We start from the raw sequence: 16492 nt of genomic DNA on the forward strand, positions 1-16492 counted from the left end.
CTCCTAATCAAACTGCCTTAAGCAAGTATATCTCTTATATCCGTAAATCCTGTCTCAGTGGTGACTATCATGGCCGTATCTCCAACCTGTATAGAATCCTGACCTGTTGGAAGCAGGATCGAACCGTTTCGATTTATAAATGCTATGAGGAGGTTCTTCTTGAGATTGAGATCCTTCAGCGGTATATCCGTCACCTCCGACTTCTCATCCACACGGAACTCTATAGCCTCAGCTCTTGAGTCAAACATGTGATAGAGTGTCTCTATGCTGTTACTGTTGGAATTCTTCTTCGCACGGACATATGCGACTATGGACTCCGCGGTTATACTGCATGGATATACAACACTTCCCAGATCAAGGCTGTTTATGACCTCTCTGAAATTGCTCCTGTTTATCTTGGTTATCGTCTTGGCATTTGAATGTTTGCGGGCATGGAGAGTCAAAAGTATATTCTCCTCGTCGATTCCTGTCAGGGATACAAATGACTCAGTCTCCGCAAGGCCCTCCTCGTTCAGAGTCTCCTGATCCGTTCCATCACCGTTTATGATGATAGCTTTTGGTAAAAGCACAGAGAGCTCCTCGCATCGTTTCTTGCTCTCCTCAATGATCTTGACAGATATTCCCATGTTGACAAGCTGCCCAGCCAGATAGTAAGCGACATTGCCGCCTCCTATTATCATGGTGTCCTTGACCCTGGCAGTCTTAAAGCCTATATGCTCCATGAATTTTCTGGACATAGGTCTTGTTCCCACACATGACATGATATCTCCCGCCTTGAGCACAAAATCTCCGGAAGGGATATAGAACTCCCCGGCTCTCTCAACTGCCGCTATAAGTATATTTATCGGCTTCTGTTTATTTGCAAGATCCTTACCCAAATCAGCTATGCTCTTGTTGTCAAGCACGTTCTTCTCCGGGATCTTTATCCTGGTCATCTCCGCCTGTCCGTGTGCAAATGAATTTATCTCAAGAGCCGTTGGCAGATACAGTACCCTCGACACCTCGATTGCGGTCTCAAGCTCAGGGTTTATGATCATGGTAAGTCCAAGCTTCTCCCTGAGATAGCTTGCCTCCTTGCTGTAATCCGGGTCTCTGAGTCTCGCTATGGTCGCGCAGTCTCCGACCTGCTTGGCTATGGTACAGCACAGGATGTTGAGCTCATCCGACGACGTGACTGCAGCTATCAAATCTGCGTTCTGTATTCCCGCTTCAAGCTGCACGCTGTGATTTGCTCCGTTTCCAACTATTCCCATAACATCATACTGATTTGCGTATGTTGCGACCTTCTGGGGATCCTTGTCTATGATAGTTATATCATGCCCCTCATTTGCAAGCTGCTTGAGTATGGCCACGCCAACCTTTCCACAGCCCACTATTATGATCTTCAATCCCGTCTTCTTGCTTGATCTGCTACCAAACACGGATTTATCCTCCTTGATTACCTTCAATTAACTAAGCCAAGTATAGCATGCTAAATATAAAAATCAACACCTGCCATTTTTCTTTACTGAAACCTTACACGAACAGTCTTATTATGCAGCACACCAGCACAAATATGACAAATGCTATGCCGACTATCATATTTGTTCTCTTGCTGAAACCTTTGGTGGGTTTTCTGTAGATTCCGTCATCTTCTTTGTTCTTCTTCATAGCCTTTTCTGTCTCCTGTTTTATTGTTATGAGTTTATTTTATATGTGATTTTCCGCAATAGCCTTAAGCCTCTTTATGAGCAGATTCACATTTGTGTGCCTCTTCAAAGAATTTTCCCCACTCTTTATGAAATCCCATGACTCCCCATAAGTCATATCTGTAGTCACAGTCTCATTCTCCTCAAAAAAACGCTCCAGCGATCCCGACGTCTCATGCTTCATCGAGAACTCCGCCGCCCTCCGCACCTTGCCGTGCTCATCTGAATTTGCATCCCGATACAGGAAATGATCCAGGTTGCTCGAAAAATAGTATACGGAGTATTTTATCTTTTTACTTCCTATTTTTATTGATGACAGCGAAGTGAGCACATCCAGATTCGCACTCTTGCAGAGATTGCGCTCCTTCACGTGATCCGGATTTGCCGTCACAATGATATCCGGGTAGTATACCGGCTTGTCTTCATTTCCCCCATCAGTCACGACCAGATTGTCATCTATGTACGCCCCATCCATATCCACAAAATGAATTATCTCCACAATATCCTTCGGATACAGGCCCGTCCTCTTTAGCAGAGGACTGACCATTATCTCATCTATAAACCGCTCTATGTTGTCAGGATGTATGCCATTCTTTGAGGTTATATCACCGCCAAAGCTTCCGTCATCCTGCATGAGCATGGCAAATTCCAGAACAATATCAGGATCTATATCCTCAAGGAGCTGTCCAAATGGCACCTCAAGAGCATTCCGGTCCGACACTCCCTCGACAAGGAACAGGAAGATCTTCTTCTTAGGTCGTTTCCCCATGATCCATACCTGCCTTTCTGAATGCCGATACAATCTTGAACCTCTTCGTATTCCTATACAGCTCCTCGTCCTGTTCTCCAACCACGATCTCCCTGAAATAAGTATTTCTGAGATTGTTGCTGCTTCCGATTCCCTTCATACGGATATACCTATTTCTCGGATTTGTCGTGGTGAAATATATATAATCCTTGCTTATGACCTCCAACGGTCTGAGGTTATGCGATGTAAATATAAACTGCCCCTTGCCAGACTCCTGGAACGTCTGCAGCACCTCTCCCAGAAGATACTCAAACACACCGGCATCCAGCTCGTCTATGGCTATCGTGCACGACTGCTCATTGTACGCATCTATTATCAGACTGAGCACCGACACGATCTTGCGGATACCGTCGGACTCGTACCTGAATGGCATGTGTACTCTTCCGTCAGGCGCAGCCTCCTGATTGTGGAACACACTCATGTCCGTCTCATTCCTGCTGGACACTATCTCCACCACATGTCCCATACTGCCATCCTTCATGAGGGCAGGCGACAGCTCGTGAAGATCAACATTAAGTCCCGGAACTATCTGGCTGAGGACTATGTTTATATTCTCAAACTGGCTCTTTATCTCGCTGAAGACTATCTCCGGCATGATGTTCGGCACATCCGTCTTCAGAAGGAATTTACCGCTCTGTGTGTATAGCGGAAGTCCGTAGTTGAGTCTTATATATCCTGTTGATTTCGTGTCTACCACATGAAGATAGAGCTGACTGTAGTACGCCAGCTCCAGTATAACCTGATAAAACTCAGAGTATAACCCGCACTCATCGCACACCTTTGCAGTTCCGAGCGAGAAGATAAACGACGCCGACTTTTCCTGCGCCAGTCTTCTCACCACATTCAGCTCATCCACGAACTTTCTGTCATTTGTTATGAAATATTTCTGCTTCGATACAGGCCCGAACGGCATGTCGTCAGTGCATGTGTCAATCACAGGCTGAAGTATCATCTTCCTGCCCTCAAAATCACCTGACATACTCAGTTTCTCACCCGATATGCGGACTCTGTAGCTCGGCTGGCCACTGTTCTGATCCTCTCCTCCGTACTGTCTGAATCCGTTATTTGTCTCATTCTCCACGGCGGACATGAGGAATTCGTACACAACCTTTCGGATGCGTCCGTCCTCGTACTGAAGGTCAAATGTAAACTCCAGTCTGGCCATCTCCTGACCCTTTGCCACACATTCTGCATACACCGCCGGAACCTCAGCTCCAATCATCAGAAGCTTCAGTATGGCAAGCGCCTCTATAAAACTCGTCTTACCCGAGCCGTTCTGTCCATAAAGTCCCAATATATCTGATTCTGTTCCATACGGAACAAACTTCTTTCCACAGGCAAATACTATCTCTCCATGCTCCACACTCTTGAAGTTGTCAAGCACCGCTTTCTGCAGTCTTATCGTGGGAAGCCTATCCCAGTGGTCTTCTCTAAATTGTCTGATTCTCATTCATGGTCTCCTCAGATACTCTTAATATAACGTCATAAAACTGTATTACCATTATATTGTTATCTCCAATTTCCGTCAACAGCCATCAAGTTTTTCGAATTTTATATTCTGTTTTTTTGATCTTTCACAGCTTTACCATTTCTATATCTTAACGGTGGTTCTCCCACCGCCGCAGAAAATTTCCTGATAAAATAACTTACATTTGGGTAACCTGATTTCATGGCAATCTCGGTAACCGACAGATCTGTGGACTCGAGAAGATGCCTTGCATACTTAAGTCTAACATAGTTCACATACTGTGTGAGCGTCATGTGAAATCTCTCACTGAAGAATCTTGACATGTACTTTTCCGACAGATGAAAATGTTCAGAAAGCTCAGCAAGACTTATGTGATCATGATAATTATCCTGTATATATATAAGTATCTCCTTTTCCAGTCCACCTGTCGCTCTCCCTGTCTTCGCTTCAAGCTGATCGTATTCCACTAAAAGATCTACAACCTGCAACAGTCTGATTCTCACCTGTATCTGTCTGTGTGTTCCAAATTTCCCATTTTCCTCTGACAACTCATCAAGAATAGGTATAAGTTTTTCAAGCAGATTCCGATTCGTCACTTCAGGTCTGAATTCCCGTGTGTGATTCCTAAGAGGAAAAAATATCTCATCCTCCAATTCATCCTTGGTCTGAAATGATATGAATTCCATCGGAAACAGAAATGTAAAATAATCCACCGGTGTTTCCGGGGCGGCCATCATATGCAGCACTCCCGGACTTACTATATATACAGCTCCGTCATCCCCTATAAATTTCTGTCCATCAATCTCAACCATAAGTGGACCTTTCCTTACATATATTATCTCCACCTCATCATGCCAATGAACCGGGATCTGGAATGCATGTGGCCAGTATCTCATATGATACTCACAAAATGGATATTCTCTTGTCCCGTGTGGATGATTTTCCTTTAATTCTGCGTACATCTTAATCTCCTGCCTCCACATTTGTCTCATACTACGTTGTCATACTACCCCATATGTGGAATATGTGCAACTTTTGATTGATATAGTACAAGATTCAGCCTGTGAAAATGCGATATTATACAATTTAGTTACAATATATAATTTGGCACTAGTCTGCAAAGGAGCAACGGTTATATGAAGAAATTATCTGCACTTTTTATACCTATATGTTTTGAAACACTTTTCTATATGTTGTCCGGTATGGTTGACACACTCATGCTATCATCAGTTGGGGACTATGCCGTGGGTGCTGTCGGAACCGCCAACAGTTATATCGGAATGTTCATCATCATGTTCTCCATCATATCATCCGGCATGATGACGGTCATGACTCAGAATATCGGCGCAGGCAGACCTGGGATTGCTTATCAGGCACGCCAGCTTGGTCTTATATTCAACTCAGTCATAGGTATGGGAATGTCTATATTCCTGTTCATTTTCTCCGGAAATATTCTTGATCTGATAGGAATAGCCGGAAACCTCAGAGAACCTGCCATGAGCTATCTTGAGATCGTGGGTGGCGGCTGTTTTCTGAATGCTCTGATTCCAATCTTTGCAAGCTACCTAAGGGCATTTGGACACACAAAGCAGCCTCTTATCGCTACCATAATCGGCAACCTTGTAAACTTTGTTTTAAATGCGGTATTTCTCTTTGTACTGCACAGAGGAGTACAGGGCGTTGCCACAGCTACGATCATATCTAAAGTTATCAATCTGTCGATAGTTATTATTTTCTCCTGCACCCTTGTAAAAGCAGGCAGAAGCCCTGAAAGGCTCTCAAATGGTACTGTTCTTTCACAGATTATCAAGGTAGGTCTGCCATCCGCATTTGAATCTATGCTGTACAATGTTGCAATGATGCTGGTTGTCAAATTTCTAAATCAGATGGATGCCGACGGATTAAATGTCACCGCCCGCTCATATGCCTCCCAGATAAGCAACTTCTCTTTCTGTGCAGGATCAGCTCTTGCCCAGGCAAATGCCATAATGACCGGATGGCATATCGGTGCTGGTGATATAGAGGCATGTAAAAGAGACACCAAAAAGGCCGCCATGATCGGTGTGATCGTGGCGACCTGTCTTGAATCTTTATTTGCTGTTACTGCCCCATGGACCATGAAGCTGTTCACCGACAACCCGGACATGATCCACATTGTTACAAGGCTTCTTACCATTGACATCATACTTGAAATAGGCAGAGTTACGAATCTTGTCTACGGCCAGGCCCTTAAGACCAGTGGCGATGCAGTATTTCCCGCTTCTATAGCCGCTGTCTTTATGTTTGTATGTGCCGCCGGCGGCACATGGCTGTTCGGATTGCATCTTGGTCTGCTCGTAACCGGAGCCTACATCGGCCTTACCTGTGACGAATGTGTGCGTGCGGTTGGCATGATTCTGCGCTGGCGAAGCGGAAAGTGGACAGAGAAGAAACTGGTGTGATAATACACTAATACCAAACGTATTCCAGAATGTATCAGCCCCATACTTCAGGCTTTTATCACAGTATTCCCCCTATCATATACACCACAAATGCTGCAAGCCACGCCACAACGCACTGCCATATCACTACGGCGATAGCCCAGCGGTGCCCCATCTCTCTCTTGATGGAAGCGATGGCTGCTATACAAGGCGAGTAAAGCAGGCTGAATACGAGCAGCGATGCTGCAGCCCTGGTTGTGATAGCTGCGGTCACTGATCCGTTAAACAATATCTCAAGTGTGGATACCACACTCTCCTTCGCCATGATACCACTTATGAGCGACGTACATATTCTCCAGTCGCCAAGTCCAAGAGGCTTAAATATCGGCACCAAAAGTCCGGCTATCGCAGCAAGTATGCTGTCCTGCGAGTCTTTCACCATATTGAGGTGCATATCAAAGCTCTGAAGGAACCAGATACATATAGTTGCAAGAAATATAACTGTGAACGCCTTCTGAAGAAAGTCCTTTGCCTTCTCCCACAGGAGCTGGCCTACGTTCTTCGCACCCGGAAGTCTGTAATTTGGAAGCTCCATGACAAAAGGAACCGCATTGCCCTTAAACAATGTGCTCCGATAAACCATAGCCACAATTATTCCTATCGCAATTCCAAGGAAATAAAGCCCTGCCATAATAAGGCCGCCCTTTCCAGGGAAGAATGCGCTTACAAAGAACGCATATATAGGAAGCTTAGCTGAACAGCTCATGTATGGAGTGAGCAGAATAGTCATCTTTCGGTCTCTCTCACTCGGGAGTGTCCTGGTTGCCATGACGGCCGGAACCGTACAGCCAAAGCCTATCAGCATCGGAACTATGCTCTTGCCGGAAAGTCCGATCTTCCTTAGCAGCTTATCCATGACAAATGCAACTCTGGCGATGTATCCGCTGTCTTCCATGAGCGACAGGAAAAAGAACAGAGTCACTATGATTGGAAGAAAACTGAGCACACTTCCGACACCCGCAAATATTCCATCCATAACAAGGCTCTTGACGACCACATTTACATTTGCTGCGGTGAGAAGCTTTCCCACCTGAACCGTGAGTGCATCTATCCCCATCTCTAAAAGTTTCTGAAGTCCAGCTCCGATCACGTTAAATGTCAGATAGAACACCGCCAGCATGATACCTATAAAGCATGGGATTGCGGTATACTTACCCGTAAGAATGCGATCTATCTTTTCGCTTCTGATCCTCTCCTTGCTCTCCTTTGGCTTGACTACACAGTTTTCACATACCTTTTCTATGAAATTAAATCTCATATCAGCTATGGCTGCACTCCGGTCAAGTCCTCGCTCTTTTTCCATCTGGATTATCAGATGTTCTATCGTCTCTTTCTCGTTCTCATCAAGTCCAAGCCTGTCAAGTATGAGATGATCTCCCTCTATGATCTTGGTAGCAGCGAATCTAAGCGGCAGATCTGCCGCCTTTACATGATCCTCTATAAGATGCGCCACCGCATGTATACATCTGTGAACAGCTCCGCCAAACTCATTCTCATCACAGAAGTCCTGTCTTCCAGGCTTTTCCTGATACTTGGCTATATGTATGGCGTGTCTTACAAGCTCATCCACACCCTCGTTCTTTGCCGCAGATATAGGAACAACCGGGGTTCCAAGCATGGCCTCCATCCCATTTACATCTATGGAGCCTGAATTGCCTGTGACCTCATCCATCATGTTGAGTGCAACGACAACCGGTATCTCCATCTCGAGAAGCTGCATCGTGAGATACATATTTCGCTCTATATTAGTAGCGTCTACTATATTGATGATAGCCTTTGGGTGATCGTCAAGCACAAAGTTTCTGGACACGATCTCCTCGCTGCTATAAGGAGACATCGAATATATTCCGGGAAGATCTGTCACGGAAGTATTCTCCCTGCCCCTTATCGGACCATCCTTTCTGTCGACAGTTACTCCGGGGAAATTGCCTATATGCTGATTTGATCCGGTGAGCTGATTGAACAGTGTCGTCTTTCCACAGTTCTGGTTTCCAACCAGGGCAAATGTAAGTCTTGTTCCTTCCGGAAGCGGATCGCCGTCCCCTTTGACGTGATATTTTCCTTCCTCGCCAAGTCCCGGATGTTCCTTCTCCTCTATTGTCTCAACCCTGGTGTGAGCTCTGGATCTTGTCTCTATCTGCTCTGCATCTATCTGCTCTGCATCTGCCAGTCTGAGTGTAAGTTCATATCCATGGATCTGAAACTCCATAGGATCGCCCATAGGAGCAAGCTTCACAAGGGTGAGCTCCGCACCGGGGATAACACCCATGTCAAGGAAATGCTGTCTTAGCTCTCCTTCACCGCCAACTGCCTTTATTCTGGCACTCTGTCCCACCTTCAAATCTCTCAGTGTCATAATTGATTATCCTTCTTTCATCATTCGTCCAGATTCATCCACGCAGTCTTTCAGTACCACAAAATCGTCTGTCGAATGCCGTCTATTTATGTCTATTGATATTTTTTCTCAATTATAGCACGATGCGTTGTATGCGCAATATATAGATCCTGATTATCGTCTATATTTTCACGGCTTTTTCATGTGCATCTCTGTCTATAGAAATCAGTTCCTTAAGTTCCCTCACCGTAAACAAACCACAGACAATCGCAGTTATTCCGTCCGCTATCGGTCCCGCATACATAACACCATCGATTCCCATGAATATAGGGAATATGATGATGAGAGGAAGCAGAAATAGTATCTGTCTTGTGAGTGACATGAACACACCAAGTCTCGCCTTTCCTATAGAGTTGAAGAAGTTTGATGTCACCGGCTGGATTCCATTTACGATGGTAAGAAACATATATATCCTGAAGTATCTCTCTGAAAACTGGAAGTACAGCTCGCTTCCCTCTCCAAATGCGCTGATGATCTGTCTGGGGAATATCTGGAATGCTGCAAATGCCACCACCGACAGAGCCGATGCTGCTGCCAGCGCCAGAAGATAAGTCTTTCTCACCCTCCTGTACTTTCCTGCGCCATAGTTGAAGCCTATGATCGGCTGGGTTCCCTGTGATATTCCTATAACGATCGCCATGAATATCATGTTTACCTTGCTTATTATTCCTGAACACGCAAGTGGTATGTCGCCTCCATACACCGACTGTGCTCCGTATCTTGAGAGAGTATTGTTCATGACAACCTGGACTATCGCCATGGCTATCTGATTGAAACACGCCGACGCACCGAATCTGAATATATTGCCGCAAGGCTCTCCTCGCATAACAAAACTTTCCCTGGTAAGATGTATTGTCTTGAAATGGAACATATATCTGAGGCTTATGGCAAATGATATGATCTGTCCTGTGATAGTTGCCAACGCCGCACCGCGCATACCCATATCGAGCCCGAATATAAGTATCGGATCAAGTATAGTGTTGATGATGGCACCTGTCAGCATGGATATCATTGAATACCTCGGACTTCCATCAGCCATGATCAGCTTACTCATTCCGGTATTCGCTATCAGGAATGGGAAACCTATCGCTGTTATCCTTGTGTACTCCTGTGCAAATGGCAGAACCTTGTCAGTTGCGCCGAATGCCTTTAGCATAGGTGTCAGGAATATTGTCGTCACAAGGAAAAGTGCCACGCCAAATATCGCCATGAGACAGATTCCATTTCCTGCTGCCTCAGCCGACTTCTTCTCATCTCCGGCACCAAGCTTCAATGAAAAGCTGGTCGCACTTCCTATGCCAAGAAGAAGCGATATCGCGGTACATGCCGTTGAAAGAGGAAATGCTATATTTGTCGCAGCATTTCCAAGCATTCCCACTCCGTGTCCTATAAATATCTGGTCGACTATATTGTAAAGCGCGGTCACCAGCATGGATATGATACATGGTATGGCAAATCTTGTGAGCAGATGTGCCTCATTCTCATATCCAAGCGGGTTATTCTGATTTTCTGTTGTCTTTGTGTTATCAGTTGTCATATTTGTGTATTGCCTTCCTGTCTGTATTCCTGCCATCTCAAATTTTTATTCCATATCTTTTTAGGTCTACACGGCCATTCTCGACCTCTATGCCGTCCGCTCTGAGCCGTTCTGCCTGGACATCTGCCCCGCCGAATGCAAACGCTCCCGCCAGCTCGCCCTTGGAATTCACCACGCGGTAGCACGGTATGTTATCAGGATCTGGATTCTTGTGGAGCGCATTTCCGACCGCCCTCGCCATCTTCCTGTCACCTGCCATCTCCGCAACTTGGCCGTATGTTGCAACACATCCCTTCGGAATCTTCTTCACCGCATCGTAGATCCTCTTTGTCGGACTGTAGGTTACTATGTCATAGCTATCCGCTATCATCTGCTTCACCGCATCCTCTGGCACACTTCCATCCAGTATGATAGTGTTCCAGTGTTCTTTGTTCTGATGCCACCCCGGTATGACAGACTCAAATGCCTGCCTCCAGAAATCCCGGCTTTCCGGATCAGCCTTCACATTCAGATTGATATATCCATCCCTCTCATAAGTCCAAAGGAATGCCTTCTTGCTTCCCTTGACTCTCACAAGCTGCCAGTTCTGATCGTGAAATGGAGCCTCCTGGTAAGTGTCCGGAAATGAGAGACCATATGCCAGAACTTCCTCCCTTGTTGTCATGTGTATTTTTCCTTTCTTGTGTTGCGATTATGTAATTATCTGTATCCCTTAAGATATCTCTTCTGCTCGTCCGTTATACGGTAACTCTCCACTGCCTTCTGTATCGTCTTTCGGTGAACCCAGTCGGACATGCGGTGCTCTTCTATGTACGGAATGACCGCATCCCACTGCTTTGCCAGTGCTGTCGCCATGTACCATGCTATCATCATGTTGACATAATACTCATCAGACTGAACTTCTGCCACCAGCTTCACATATTCAGGATCAAAATCAGCATCCAGATAAAGCCTCATGAGCATTCCTATTCCATACCGTATAGTATATGTCTCGCCTGAGGCGATCCAGCGCTTGATGACCGGCAGCAATTCTTCCTTGTGATTTTCAAAACACTTCGGCGCAGGAAAATCACATGTCGCCCAGTTATCTATATATGGAAGAAATCTTTCTATCTCCGAGATACATCTGTCATAATCCTTTATCCTGGTTATGAACATCATGTGGAGATTATTTTCCTCGTAATAATGGTGTGGAAGTTCTTTTATAAACTTTTCTGACAGTTCTGTTCCAGCTATACTCTTCGCATACTTTCTGAGCACTGGAACTCTTATGCCTATGACAGTCTCCTTGTCGGTGTCAGGCATAAGCCTGCTGTGAAAATCTCTGTACTTTATATCCTGAAGTTCAAACAGATGCTTTTGAATCTCCTCCATATTTTCACCTTACGCTTTCTAATTTTCTCGTTGTTAGTTTTCCATTTTCTACATTTTTCTATTCTAACTCATAATTGTATACAACTATTATATCTAATACTATCTGAATTTCTTCACATGCTCCGATATAAACCGAAACAGTTCGATATTGACCTTCTCATTCTTCTCCTCCGCCTCAAGATATTCAGGCACTGAAATATCTGTCTGAACCTCTCCGCATACATCAACACCCAATATTCTTGAATGTCTTATACCACCGGCATATCTTTCATCATTACGACAAGCGTCTGTATTTTTTTCTTCACCCTGACCGCCAAGAAAGACACTGAGCAGACGTTCAAGTCCATCGATTGACATATCCCCCTGACTCCAGTTCGTCTCCGTGTATTCTGTTCCGAGGACGTCTTTGTCTATAGATATGTACAAGGGCAGATCTGTTCTGATATGTTTCAGCTTATCCTCAGGCAGTCCACCATGCAGGTCTTTGGCAGAAAATATCAACAGTCTTCCGCTTGAGATATCCCGGGAAATATCATACGAATCATCGTACTCAGCTTCTTGTACATTATACCCACATTTATAGCTTTCCACATTTTCTTGTCTCCCCTTGGAACCTTTATAACTTTCCAAAGTCTGCTCTATATCTGACTCCGGCGGACCTACAACCACCAGCTGTCTTAGATTTTCATTCTGTATAAGAGTCTGTCCCGCCCAGTCTCCGCAGCTCATCATTTCTGGAACCATCGGTATCTGCATGTCTGTATGATGATCATACATAACCAGCCCAAACGGTTCGGTTATATGATCTGTTATAATCTTCGTTATATAATGATAATTTCCCGAATCTATATAATGTATACCCTGGATTCCGTACGGCTCTATCCTGCCCCATATTTTTTCATACGCATTTTTTGAACAATACATATCTGTCTCTTCTATGTCCGAGCAGTCCATATATCTGAACCTGTCTATATCCTTTATATACTCGTCACAGTATACATGTGTAAAATCCAGGATCATATTCTCATTTTTCACCTTGCTGTCACCCATATACAACCCCCATGTATCCAATAACAAGTCAATTTCGCAGCAATATCAATTAACCTGTCAATAATAAAATAATCTTAATACAAAATCGCCCGACTGTATTCTAACACAACCGGACGATTTTAATCACTATTTGTCTTTCTTTTTCCTTATGTGGATCTCCGGAATTGCCACCGTGTCATATGTCACAGACGAGTCATCCTCACCCACATTATCCTCATTGTCATCATGGCTCTTTGTGTTCACCTCAGGAATAGCCAGATTGTCAAATGACATGTTGAATCTGTGATGCTTTTTATGCTGTTCTTTATTTTTTTCTCTCATAGTTGGTTATACCCCCTAAAGTATGTTTATGAAAAATGTAATTACCAGGCTGTTCAGGAAGTCAGCAAATAAACTTCCTATAAGCGGTATTATCAGATATGCCTTGACCGAAGGAACATAGCGGTCGCATATAGCCTGCATGTTCGCCATGGCATTTGGCGTTGCTCCCATACCGAATCCGCATGTTCCGGCGGACAGAACCGCCGCATCGTAATCCCTGCCCATCACGTTGAACACAACAAAATATGTGAATAGCATCATGAGTATGAGCTGCGCCGAGAGCAGTATGATCAGCGGAAGTGCAAGTTCTGCAAGCTGCCACAGCTTCAGTGTGATCATCGCCATTCCAAGGAACAGTGACAGGCAGATACCACCAAGGTTGTTGATCTCACCCATGTATATATCAAACTTACCGGAATACTCTCCGATATTTCTGATGACCGCAGCCGCGATCATCGCACCTATATATATAGGAAATGTAAGTCCTGTCTTTGTGAGAAGTTCCGATATGATGGTTCCTATTCCTACGGCTATGATGAGCTGGAACACAGCTGCCGCATACATATTGGTATGGCGCTCATGTTTCTTCTCATCCTCAACCAGTATACTGTCGTCCTCGGCAACTGCAGTGTCCAGAAGCTTCTTCCTGTCTATGAGTCTCTTGCCAATAGGTCCACCTATAAGACTTCCTGCGATAAGTCCAAATGTTGCCGCAGCCGTGCATATAGTTGTTGCCCCCTTGACATCAAAATCCTCCAGCACCGGGCCAAACGCTCCTGCAGTTCCATGACCACCTACCATAGGTATAGATCCCGTGCAGAGTCCAACAAGCGGATCAAGATGCAGCAGCTTACTCACCCCGAGTGCCAGAAAATTCTGGGACACTATAAGCACCACAACCAGTCCAAGGAATATGAACAACGACTTTCCTCCGCTCTTTAAAACCTTGAGATTCGCCTGGAATCCAACGGATGTGAAGAAGAATACCATGCACACCTCTCTCAGCGTATCGTCAAATGTAAATTCTGCTATGCCAAGACTGTAACACACACAGGTCAGGACTGCGAAAAGCAGACCTCCTATGACCGGCGCCGGTATGCAGAATTTCTCCAAGAAATTAATTCTTTTCTTCAAAAACTGTCCCAATATAAGTACCAGAACTGACACCGCCAGTGTCTGATACATATCTATCTGTATCTCCATGTAAGACCTCTCTTATCTATATTATATACACATGCAGACATCCGTGATCAGATACCTATTTACCCAATATCATCTGCATATATTCTTTTCCGCATTCAGTATATTTATTATCAGCAGCTGACAACTACTGTTCAGCCGGGATCTCTATTCCTTTTTTCTGATAATAAGCTTTCGCACCATCATGAAATGGAATGGTCACGTTCTTCACAGCCTCACTCTCATCTATCTGGAAGGTGAGTGCTATTGAATACTGGATATCCTGCGCATGTTCAAAGAGAAGTCCTGTGAGCTCCTCCACTATCTTCTCATCCATATCATCCCTGGCGAGGAGCACTGCTCTGACACCGAGTGTCACAACATCCTGAGTCTGTCCCTCGTAGGTTCCCGCTGGTATGGTGTAATCCGTATAGAAGCCGTACACGGATTTTAGTCTGTCCCTGCATTTGTCATCTATTCCGATGAGCTTTACGTCACATTCCTTAGACAGCTCCTCGATCACCGAGGTCTGTATACCTGCTGTACAAAAGAATGCATCTATCTGTCCTGATTTGAGTTCATTTGCCGCATCAACATAATCGAGATTGACTGTGTCTACAAGAGATTCCACAAGACCGGTCATCTGCAGTATCTGTTCCGCATTTCTCTGGGTTCCTGATTCCTCCTCACCCACAGAGATCTTCTTTCCTTGAAGGTCATCCAGATTGTCTATTCCTGAGTCAGCCCTCACCACGATCTGGCACGCCTCCGTATACAGACTGGCAACCGCTGAATATCCTCTGTATCTCTTCTTGTCCGTTGCTCCTGTTCCGTTGTAGGCTGCATCCACAAGGTCCGCCTGGGCTATGGCCATATCTACATAACCGTCCGCCAAAAGTCTGATATTCGCTGTGGAGCCAGCCGTTGTCTTCACCTCAAAATCAAGATCCTCATCCTCTTCGGATGCTATCTGTGCAAATGCGTTGGAAAACGCGTAGTATCCGCCGCCAACTCCCGCGGCTCCCAGCTTCACGGAATTGCCACCGATACCACACCCGGTCAGCGAAAGTGTCACCGCCATGATGGCCCCTGCCGCCATCAGACGTTTTATCAAATTCCTCTTTATCATGTCGTCCTCCTTGCTCTTCGCACAGCATTCTGTCTGAATCTTCTTTGTTCGTTTATTCATCACACGAAATAAAGGGCTTTTCAGCCCTTTATCACCGCCATACATTTATTGAAAATACAATTTAAAATACATATTATTATTTTATCTGATTGTATTTAAAAGTCAACTCAGTATTACTATTTACTTATTATTCCCTGTCCATGCTCTTTAAAGTACACCATCATCTCATGGGTAAGGCTCAGGTGCTCCGGATAGTCCGGGATATCCTCACGCTTTACCCACTCTCCAGTTGCAAGCTCCTGTCTGTCTATTGTCAGGTGATTGTCACTGCCCTCCGGTATATCCGCCTGGCAGAAATACCCCATGAGGAGATTGCTGTCATAGCCCCACGGCTGCGACTTGTAATATGTTATATTCTTAACGCTGATGCCGACCTCTTCCATGACTTCTCGTCTGACTGTCTGCTCAGCGCTCTCTCCTATCTCGGTAAATCCCGCAATCAGGGCATATCTCTTGTATTCTCTTCCAGCATATGTGGTAAGTATTATCCTGTCGCCGTCGATCACACCCACTATAACAGCCGGGGCTATGACAGGAAATATCAGCCTGCCACAGGACGGACATCTGAGCATCCTCTCTTTTTCATCATATACAGTTCTCTCTCCACAGGCGCCGCAGAACCTGTTGGTTCTGTACCACAGTGACAGATGCCAGCCGGTAGCCGCCGCAAGCACCGCAGCCTTCGGTTGGCACGCCCTTGTCTTATACATGCTTCGGTAATCATATCCCGGAGCTGTCAGTCGGTTATCTCCATTCCACAGAAAATATGCAGTATCATCTATTGAAAAGAGATAAACCAGATCCCCTATTTTCCTATCGCATCCGGTTATTTTCTGCAGTTCTCCATACGTCATAAACCCAAGCAGGTTCTCATTATCCATAACTTTCGCAAATATCATTTTCTCAGAAAAAGAGAGAACCATATCGTGATCCTCTGGTTCTCTCCTGTTACTATATTGATTATTAAACCTCTGTGGTTCTATATCCTGTATCATACCTATAT

The 16492-nt window shown here is 45.0% G+C and carries 15 protein-coding genes; 1 reads left to right on the forward strand and 14 read right to left on the reverse strand.

Annotation, left to right across the window (positions count from 1 at the left end; all coding sequences use genetic code 11):
* Nucleotides 1–17: 17 nt before the first annotated feature.
* From trkA to DXB91_RS09970, 5 genes are all read right to left on the reverse strand, one after another.
* The gene (trkA, locus tag DXB91_RS09955; protein ID WP_165854738.1) at nucleotides 18–1421 is read right to left on the reverse strand and encodes a Trk system potassium transporter TrkA; all 1404 of its coding nucleotides are present in this window, start codon (nucleotides 1419–1421) and stop codon (nucleotides 18–20) included.
* Nucleotides 1422–1515: 94 nt separating this feature from the next.
* Nucleotides 1516–1650, reverse strand: coding sequence for a hypothetical protein (locus tag DXB91_RS14565; RefSeq protein ID WP_015534037.1), 135 nt, complete (start codon nucleotides 1648–1650; stop codon nucleotides 1516–1518).
* A 39-nt stretch (nucleotides 1651–1689) separates the two neighbouring features.
* Complete coding sequence (locus tag DXB91_RS09960) at nucleotides 1690–2457, reverse strand: hypothetical protein (RefSeq protein ID WP_015534038.1); 768 nt, start codon at nucleotides 2455–2457, stop codon at nucleotides 1690–1692.
* Nucleotides 2441–3946, reverse strand: coding sequence for an AAA family ATPase (locus DXB91_RS09965; RefSeq protein ID WP_015534039.1), 1506 nt, complete (start codon nucleotides 3944–3946; stop codon nucleotides 2441–2443). The genes DXB91_RS09960 and DXB91_RS09965 overlap by 17 nt, the downstream gene beginning before the upstream one ends.
* Nucleotides 3947–4047: 101 nt before the next feature.
* Nucleotides 4048–4926: an AraC family transcriptional regulator gene (locus DXB91_RS09970; RefSeq protein ID WP_118017810.1), complete on the reverse strand. Its 879-nt coding sequence runs from the start codon at nucleotides 4924–4926 to the stop codon at nucleotides 4048–4050.
* A gap of 174 nt (nucleotides 4927–5100) precedes the next feature.
* On the opposite strand from DXB91_RS09970, the gene DXB91_RS09975 reads away from it, so the two are divergent.
* Nucleotides 5101–6405, forward strand: a complete 1305-nt coding sequence (locus DXB91_RS09975; RefSeq protein ID WP_117551147.1) for an MATE family efflux transporter — start codon at nucleotides 5101–5103, stop codon at nucleotides 6403–6405.
* Nucleotides 6406–6463: 58 nt separating this feature from the next.
* On the opposite strand, the gene feoB is transcribed toward DXB91_RS09975, so the two are convergent.
* The 9 genes from feoB to nudC all read right to left on the reverse strand — a co-directional run bounded on the left by feoB (nucleotide 6464) and on the right by nudC (nucleotide 16484).
* Nucleotides 6464–8800, reverse strand: coding sequence for a ferrous iron transport protein B (feoB, locus tag DXB91_RS09980; RefSeq protein ID WP_118017812.1), 2337 nt, complete (start codon nucleotides 8798–8800; stop codon nucleotides 6464–6466).
* A gap of 160 nt (nucleotides 8801–8960) precedes the next feature.
* Nucleotides 8961–10376: an MATE family efflux transporter gene (locus DXB91_RS09985; protein ID WP_118017897.1), complete on the reverse strand. Its 1416-nt coding sequence runs from the start codon at nucleotides 10374–10376 to the stop codon at nucleotides 8961–8963.
* A gap of 37 nt (nucleotides 10377–10413) precedes the next feature.
* The gene (locus DXB91_RS09990; RefSeq protein ID WP_118017814.1) at nucleotides 10414–11040 is read right to left on the reverse strand and encodes a methylated-DNA--[protein]-cysteine S-methyltransferase; all 627 of its coding nucleotides are present in this window, start codon (nucleotides 11038–11040) and stop codon (nucleotides 10414–10416) included.
* Between the two features lie 35 nt (nucleotides 11041–11075).
* Nucleotides 11076–11750: a DNA alkylation repair protein gene (locus tag DXB91_RS09995; protein ID WP_118017816.1), complete on the reverse strand. Its 675-nt coding sequence runs from the start codon at nucleotides 11748–11750 to the stop codon at nucleotides 11076–11078.
* A 99-nt stretch (nucleotides 11751–11849) separates the two neighbouring features.
* Complete coding sequence (locus tag DXB91_RS10000) at nucleotides 11850–12800, reverse strand: arginase (protein WP_118017818.1); 951 nt, start codon at nucleotides 12798–12800, stop codon at nucleotides 11850–11852.
* A 126-nt stretch (nucleotides 12801–12926) separates the two neighbouring features.
* Nucleotides 12927–13121, reverse strand: a complete 195-nt coding sequence (locus tag DXB91_RS10005; RefSeq protein WP_004851427.1) for a hypothetical protein — start codon at nucleotides 13119–13121, stop codon at nucleotides 12927–12929.
* A gap of 15 nt (nucleotides 13122–13136) precedes the next feature.
* Nucleotides 13137–14324 (reverse strand): sodium/glutamate symporter, encoded by a 1188-nt coding sequence (gene gltS / locus DXB91_RS10010; protein WP_055273905.1) that lies wholly within the window; start codon nucleotides 14322–14324, stop codon nucleotides 13137–13139.
* A gap of 124 nt (nucleotides 14325–14448) precedes the next feature.
* Entirely contained in the window at nucleotides 14449–15426 is a 978-nt protein-coding gene (locus DXB91_RS10015; RefSeq protein ID WP_118017899.1) for a TAXI family TRAP transporter solute-binding subunit, read from the reverse strand.
* A 179-nt stretch (nucleotides 15427–15605) separates the two neighbouring features.
* Entirely contained in the window at nucleotides 15606–16484 is an 879-nt protein-coding gene (gene nudC, locus DXB91_RS10020; protein ID WP_118017820.1) for an NAD(+) diphosphatase, read from the reverse strand.
* Between the last annotated feature and the right edge of the window lie 8 nt (nucleotides 16485–16492).

The organism is Coprococcus sp. OM06-34AC (assembly GCF_003462545.1).
Taxonomy (GTDB): domain Bacteria; phylum Bacillota; class Clostridia; order Lachnospirales; family Lachnospiraceae; genus Coprococcus; species Coprococcus aceti.